This is a genomic window from Leptolyngbya cf. ectocarpi LEGE 11479, assembly GCF_015207065.1.
GTDB classification, from domain to species: domain Bacteria; phylum Cyanobacteriota; class Cyanobacteriia; order Phormidesmidales; family Phormidesmidaceae; genus Leptothoe; species Leptothoe ectocarpi.
This window is the reverse complement of sequence record NZ_JADEXP010000378.1, coordinates 1-6,141: the sequence shown is the minus strand read 5'-3', so window position 1 is coordinate 6,141 and position 6,141 is coordinate 1. Positions and strand designations below refer to the sequence as shown.

Below are 6,141 nucleotides of genomic sequence, written 5' to 3'. Positions count from 1 at the left end.
CCTCTCCCTCAGAACAAGCCACCCACCCTAACGAAGCCCCCCGCCGCCTCACCATCAACGTCTCCGTCACCGACCCCGACGACCTCAAAGTCACCGAAGGCGATCGCATCATCGTAGGCCAACTCATCGCCGACCGCACCCGCGATCGCAACCGCCTAGAAGCCCAAGCCCGACAGCTAGACCTAACGCTCCAACGCCTGGAGCAATCCACGATCACGCCACCGCTACCACCGGCCACACCGCCACCCATCGCAACCCCAACATATCTAGAACAAAACGCCGCCATCGACCGCGCCAAAGCCGACGTAGACCAGGCTGAAGCGTTGATAAACGCTAAACACCAAGAGCTAGACTATCTGGCCCAGCTGCCTAATCTTGACCCGCTAGTGATGGAGCATGAACAGGCTAAGTTAGCAGAGCTGCAGCGCAACCACACCGCAGCCGTACGCGACTATCAGCTGGCCCTGGGTAAACGCTCGACGGCGGAGTATGACCACTCCCGCGCCATGGCCATTGATGTCAGTGGCCGCAATCGTGACATGCTCAGCTATCAGCAGCAGTGGGCTAACTATGAACAGCGTTTACGGGACCGAGACTTTCAACTGGCCCAAACGCAGCTCAGGGTAGATGAGGTGGAAAATGCGATCGCAAATTTGGCCGTTGTCCGTAGCCCCTACGCGGGGCGCATTCGGCGGGTTAAATGGCTGGGGCAAGATTCTAGCGGTTTGCTCAGTGCTGAAATTACTCTCATGGTCCGCGCCGGCGCTGGCGCTTCCGTGCCTGGACAGTTCGACGGAGTGCCTGACGGAGTTGACGCAGCAGGCGATAGCGCAATCATCGGAGATTGAAGCGATCAACCAACAATTAGACCTTACGGCTGAACGTCAGGATTATGCAGAAGCGCGGCAGTGGACTAATTATTTGACGCTGGACCCGGTGCGGTTGGTGCAGAATGTGTTGGGCGGTGGTTCACGTCTACATAATACAAATGCTCTATAATGACTGAGCTTTTATTGAACACCTAGATGGTTCAATCGGTTCAGCTAGTGACCAGTGGTGGCCAAATTGTCATCGGGCAAATAGTGCCTATGGAGCAGCGTCACCTTGATGAGCTGCAAGAATTGTGGCACCCCATTCTGGCTGAAACAAACCAGCCTGATGCTGGCTGGATCTGGGATTACAAACTCCGTCAGTCGCAACAGCAAGACCGCTATGAAGCGTACTCTCTGGATGTTGATGTTTTTTCCCAGGGGGTAATGTTTTTTGAAACCCAATGGCATCGCTCTCAACTGGCAGAGCATCGACCTCTTGTTTATGTCGAAGCCATTTCGTCAGCGCCTTGGAATCGGGTTGCTATTGAGCAACCGCCTTGGTTACGCGGCGTTGGGCGACGACTATTGACCTTTGCCCGGTTGCGTAGCGTTGAGTTGGGCTATGGCGGGCGGGTTGGTTTACACTCGTTGCCCAATGTAGAAGGTTTCTATGAGCGATTAAAAATGACCGACTATGGCCCTGATCCAGAAAAAGATGACTTGATATACTTCGAGTACGGTGTCATATAGCCATGAATAACCCACGTCAGACAAATCAACCGATGGATGATCCAACGCGCGCTGAACAGCTGGCCAAGGTGAATGCTTTGCTGACTGCACCTTGCGATGAGGAGTGGATCGCTGAGACCGAGCGGATTGAAGGCGATGGCTGGATTGAGGCGGGGGTAATGGCCAAGCCCTATGTGGAGTATTTGAAATCGCTCACCCCTGAGCAGCATCAGTTCCTACGCTGGCGCATGCGGTTGTTTTCGATTTTGTATCCAGAGCTGAAGGAGTGGTTACAGTCCTGGGAACTGGGCTGTAGCTTTGATGTGGTCTATAGGCAGGCACGACAACTGATCTGTAAACGTTTGCAACATCCCACACCCGAGCAAACCGATTGGATTAATGTGCTGATAGCAGAAGATGATCAAAATCTTCCCATTGAAGACCGGCATCTGCGATCTCAGGTAGTTCCAATGTTGGCATCACTCTTGACCCAAGAGGATCAACAGACATTGGCAGATGTTGCGGCTAAAGGAATGGCGCAAGGGGTATTGCAGATGGTGCAGCGAGAACCACTTTTGTCGGCTTAGTCTGTTCTATTGGTAGGGAGATTACCCCCATGACCCTTCCTGAAATTAATCGTCAAGCCTTTAGCACGCTGGTAGAGAGCCTGAGCTATGTCAATGCTGTGCGCTTTTTCAAGCAGTTTGATATGGGCACAGGTGACTATACACGGAACCGCCAACAGTGGTTAGGGGATACTACGCTCGATGGTCTTTGGTCAGACATTCAGCAGCGTCAGCAGGATGCCTCCTAACGTCAGGCTCGTACAAAACTTCTATGAGATGGCGGTATTGATCTCGAGAGACCACATCAGTTAGAGATTAGAATGCGGGAGACCGGCAGAAATTTTGGCAGCGACAGGGCTTTCTGTCTGCGGTGATATTGCTCGAGAAAATGGCGATCGCACCGAAGCTATTCCCCAATCAAATCGATGCTGCCATTGATGCCGCAGCTGGAGCCCCCAGCACCGAATGGTATCAGGTTGTTCCTGGCTCTATCTACGACGGTGATACGCTACGGGTTGAGCGTGGCGGTCGGGAGTTGAAAATTAGACTCTGTGGCGTTGATAGCCCAGAATTAAAGCAGGCTGGGGGGATTGAGGCGCGGGAGCATTTGCGATCGCTAGTCGCTCAAGGCGATGGCTCCATCGGTGTCGTAGCTATTGAGAAGGACCGCTATGGGCGGACGGTAGCTGATCTGTTTGTTATCCGTTCTGATGGTTCAGAGATTCACCTTAATTCTCAAATGGTGATGGATGGCCATGCCTACCATTATGAGAAATACTCGGGTAGCTGTCCACAGCCAGATGTGTTGGTACGTGCTGAGGAGATTGCTAAGAAGGAGTCAGCGGGTGTGTGGTCAAACCCCAACTTAGAGCAGCCTTGGGAGTATCGGAAATAGCTTCGCTTCAATTACCCTAAATCAACAGTCTTAATATTGCCAACGGCATCGCCTTGGCAATTGTGGGAGTAACTTTTAGGCAATTCAATGCTTTAGCTGCTAATGTTATGACTTCTCACCATAGGTGTCAGGAGGGGGAGACAGATGAAGCCCCCAATTCTTGAAAAATAGCTGGGTTTCGTAGCCTCTTGTGGTAAAGACTACTATCACTCCGGACAACAATAGCAGGCCCACAGTTAAGGGCAGCCCCCGCAAAATACGAGCTGCCCAGATTTGGGAGCCAGGCGACGATGAAGTGTCTTTCGGCAGATGATTTGGGAAACTATCCTGAGGCTGCTTTAACTCTACCTCTATTGGTCCTATCAATAATTCAAAGTCCTCAAGATTTAACTTACCTGTGGGCTTACGATCATTAGCTGTTTGAAATCGCTGCACAGCAGCCATAGTCCGCTGCCAATAATAGCCATCCACTAATAGCTTTTCTCCATCCACATAGTATTTTCTGCGATTGAGGGCTTTTTGAGCAACTTTCACAAGTTTTCCTTTTTTGCCCTTGTACAGAAAAGGCCGATTTAACATACGATGTGTTCCCCTATGACTAAGCCTAGAACATCTATGGCCAATATAACCAGCCAGACATAATGGACATATATAGCCATAGTATATAAAAAATATTTTAAAATTCCAATACAGTAAGAAAACTACCCCATACATGGGTATGCTCTTAAGAGTTTAAAAATACAAATAAGCCTATATAGCCATTAAACAAAAAAACCTCTAAGCTATCATATGGCTATAGAATCAATCCGTGTCTTTTTATACACTCAAAGAGTGCTCAATGTTGTGAATCAGAATCGAAAGCCTGAAAGGTTGAAGAAGAAGCCCATTCGCCTGACTTTGTCTCAGCAAGCTCGGGACCATATAGAGAAGGAGCTGCTGCAAGATGGTTCTTTGGCAAGTAGTATTTCTGACTTGCTAGAAAAAATTGGCTTGGGAGAGATTAGTGTATCGAGGTCTGCAGGAGATTCCCAGATAGCGTTACTACGATTCCCGATTTACAAAAGATTGGTTTTCTTGATGCAAGAGCCACCAGCTGTCATCATATCCACACTTGCATTTGTATTGCGTATGAGTCGTCAGCTTGGCTTAGACAGTAGTACGGAAGCAATATTGCAGGTTGTTAGACAGGGTATATGTGTTGCCTTTGCAGCAGGTTATACTTTCCCTGATCGGTTTATAAATAATCCAAGTGCTTTGCTGCGTTGGACGACATTTTATATTTTGAGTAGAAAGTTTTTGACTAGTGTAAACAGAAAGACGGATTCTGAAGAAATAGAATCTAGAGATAAGTCTAGTCATCGCTGCTTATACAAGATGAATGCTGCTATCAAAGGAATAAAGAGTGCATCCCGATCACATAAATTAGAAGCTTTTAAGATGAAAGCTATTGACGGATTTACGATTTCCCAAATTATAGTTCTCTTTCAAGTTCAAGATAAAGACTTTACAGAAGAACAGGCTTATCGGCGAATTAAGGATGGATGGGAGATTTTTAGGCAACATTGGGTTAAACAAGAGCCAGATGAAAGCTCTAAATTGTTTGAAGGTAGGGATGTTGATGAAATTAAGTCCTACTGTGAATTAGTTCAGTTGGATAAGCTTAGTGATCAGAAACAGTTAGAAGAAATTGAAAATCTACTTTTTCGAACAGGCAATGACTCTTTTCTAGATCTATTAATTAATGAGGTCGATTATAATTGGTATCGAAGTGAACCAGAAAATTTAGCTATTTTAGAGCAAGTAAGAGAGAAAATCGCAAAAAATCTCAGTTCATGGTTGCTAGATAAGAAAAAGGAAATCGACGAGAAATTAATCTTCTGCGGAAATAGCGAAGATTTAGCAAGAATGCTTGAGCAGATTGTAAAGGACGAAATGGATAGTCAAGCTGTTCCTGTGAAAGCACTCCTTAGTAAGAACTATCAAGCCTTTCAGCAAGTTAATCAAGAAATAGAAGATATCGTTAAGCTTGAAAATTGTAGTGATATGAAGCGGAAGCTAAGGGGGCTGTCGAATGATATAGAAGATTATGCTAAATCTCATTCCTGGTTATTTGAAAGTAAGTCAAAGGCACGGTGAGAAGGATATTTGGGTAAACTTCACTAAAGCTACAGTGCGAAGCTGTCCAAGCTACCTCAATACGATCGCTGCCGTTTTTACGCCTATACGCCCTACATGGTCTGCGGTGTAAACCCATGCGGCCCAGACGGTAACCAGTGCTCTGACTTTGAATCTGTAGCGCCCCGTGAGCCGCTAGAGGGCGGCTACTACGCTGGCGATTGGATACCGCAGCTGCCCACTCAGCTCACGGATGATCAACGGTTAGCGTTGTTAGACTGGCATCCTCTATTCACAGGCCGCTGTCCCAACTGCGAGGTTACGATGCTGCAAACTACGCCGCCTCGCGTTCATTGGGATTGTGGCGCGTGTGGGTGGATGGATGATTCTGTGTAGAGGTTCCTATGAAAATCGTATTAGCTGTTTTGTCTACGTTTCAGGTGTTTGTGGGGGTTGCGATCTCAGCCGAGGATGAATGCGATCCGCGTTATTCAGGTGCGTGCGTGCCCGTTTATACGGACAGAGGCTGACGACGTTGATTGTGCTGATATCGAAGAGAAGAATTTCACGGTTGTCACCATTGGGGAAGACCCTCATAGGCTGGACGGCGACAAGGATGGAATCGCATGTGAGGCGCGGCGCTAATATAGTGTCCACAACCAGCTTTGTTGGTGCGTGCTGAGGAGATTGCTAAGGAGTAGTCAGCAGGGGGGTGGTTGAATCCTGATGCTGAGAGACCTTAAGAGTATCGGAAACGCCAGATACTTAGCGCCTTTCTTGTCTCTTTTTTCCTACTACTCGTCTGATTGAGTCTTTCTCTAACGAAGCCTTTTCAGTAGTATGGAAAGTGCAATGGTAGAACAACTAAAGCACAAAGATATCCCAAGTAAGATCAAACTCACGGTTCGCTAGAAAATATAGGAGAATAGCGAATAGCGTAATAATGCCCAAAATCGTATCCCAGCCAAGCAATGGCCCAGTTGATCAGTAACGAACGCGTCGATGATATCCCACTGCTATTAAG

At 47.6% G+C, this 6,141-nt stretch carries 11 protein-coding genes; 10 read left to right on the top strand and 1 reads right to left on the bottom strand.

Annotated features, from left to right (window positions below; all coding sequences use genetic code 11):
- The 6 genes from IQ260_RS26180 to IQ260_RS26155 form a co-directional block, all read left to right on the top strand.
- Window positions 1–848, top strand: an 848-nt coding sequence (locus tag IQ260_RS26180) for an HlyD family secretion protein (RefSeq protein ID WP_193996020.1), incomplete at its 5' end; no start/stop codon positions are given.
- Window positions 811–999, top strand: coding sequence for a hypothetical protein (locus tag IQ260_RS26175; protein WP_193996019.1), 189 nt, complete (start codon window positions 811–813; stop codon window positions 997–999). The genes IQ260_RS26180 and IQ260_RS26175, both read left to right, overlap by 38 nt.
- Window positions 1,000–1,025: 26 nt before the next feature.
- Window positions 1,026–1,562 (top strand): GNAT family N-acetyltransferase, encoded by a 537-nt coding sequence (locus tag IQ260_RS26170; protein WP_228016447.1) that lies wholly within the window; start codon window positions 1,026–1,028, stop codon window positions 1,560–1,562.
- 2 nt (window positions 1,563–1,564) lie between these two features.
- Window positions 1,565–2,128, top strand: coding sequence for a hypothetical protein (locus tag IQ260_RS26165; protein ID WP_193996018.1), 564 nt, complete (start codon window positions 1,565–1,567; stop codon window positions 2,126–2,128).
- A gap of 29 nt (window positions 2,129–2,157) precedes the next feature.
- Window positions 2,158–2,355, top strand: a complete 198-nt coding sequence (locus tag IQ260_RS26160; protein ID WP_193996017.1) for a hypothetical protein — start codon at window positions 2,158–2,160, stop codon at window positions 2,353–2,355.
- A 140-nt stretch (window positions 2,356–2,495) separates the two neighbouring features.
- Window positions 2,496–3,002 (top strand): thermonuclease family protein, encoded by a 507-nt coding sequence (locus IQ260_RS26155; protein ID WP_193996022.1) that lies wholly within the window; start codon window positions 2,496–2,498, stop codon window positions 3,000–3,002.
- A gap of 105 nt (window positions 3,003–3,107) precedes the next feature.
- On the opposite strand, the gene IQ260_RS26150 is transcribed toward IQ260_RS26155, so the two are convergent.
- Window positions 3,108–3,536 carry a peptidoglycan-binding domain-containing protein gene (locus IQ260_RS26150; RefSeq protein WP_193996016.1) on the bottom strand — a complete coding sequence of 143 codons (429 nt, stop codon included), beginning with the start codon at window positions 3,534–3,536 and terminating at the stop codon, window positions 3,108–3,110.
- 255 nt (window positions 3,537–3,791) lie between these two features.
- Between IQ260_RS26150 and IQ260_RS26145 the strand changes: the two genes are divergently transcribed.
- The 4 genes from IQ260_RS26145 (at window position 3,792) to IQ260_RS26135 (ending at window position 5,762) form a co-directional block, all read left to right on the top strand.
- Complete coding sequence (locus IQ260_RS26145) at window positions 3,792–5,138, top strand: hypothetical protein (RefSeq protein ID WP_193996015.1); 1,347 nt, start codon at window positions 3,792–3,794, stop codon at window positions 5,136–5,138.
- A 96-nt stretch (window positions 5,139–5,234) separates the two neighbouring features.
- Window positions 5,235–5,513: a hypothetical protein gene (locus tag IQ260_RS26140; RefSeq protein ID WP_228016445.1), complete on the top strand. Its 279-nt coding sequence runs from the start codon at window positions 5,235–5,237 to the stop codon at window positions 5,511–5,513.
- Between the two features lie 8 nt (window positions 5,514–5,521).
- Window positions 5,522–5,647 (top strand): hypothetical protein, encoded by a 126-nt coding sequence (locus tag IQ260_RS31565; RefSeq protein ID WP_265579583.1) that lies wholly within the window; start codon window positions 5,522–5,524, stop codon window positions 5,645–5,647.
- Window positions 5,589–5,762: an excalibur calcium-binding domain-containing protein gene (locus tag IQ260_RS26135; RefSeq protein ID WP_228016444.1), complete on the top strand. Its 174-nt coding sequence runs from the start codon at window positions 5,589–5,591 to the stop codon at window positions 5,760–5,762. The genes IQ260_RS31565 and IQ260_RS26135 overlap by 59 nt, the downstream gene beginning before the upstream one ends.
- Window positions 5,763–6,141 lie beyond the last annotated feature (379 nt).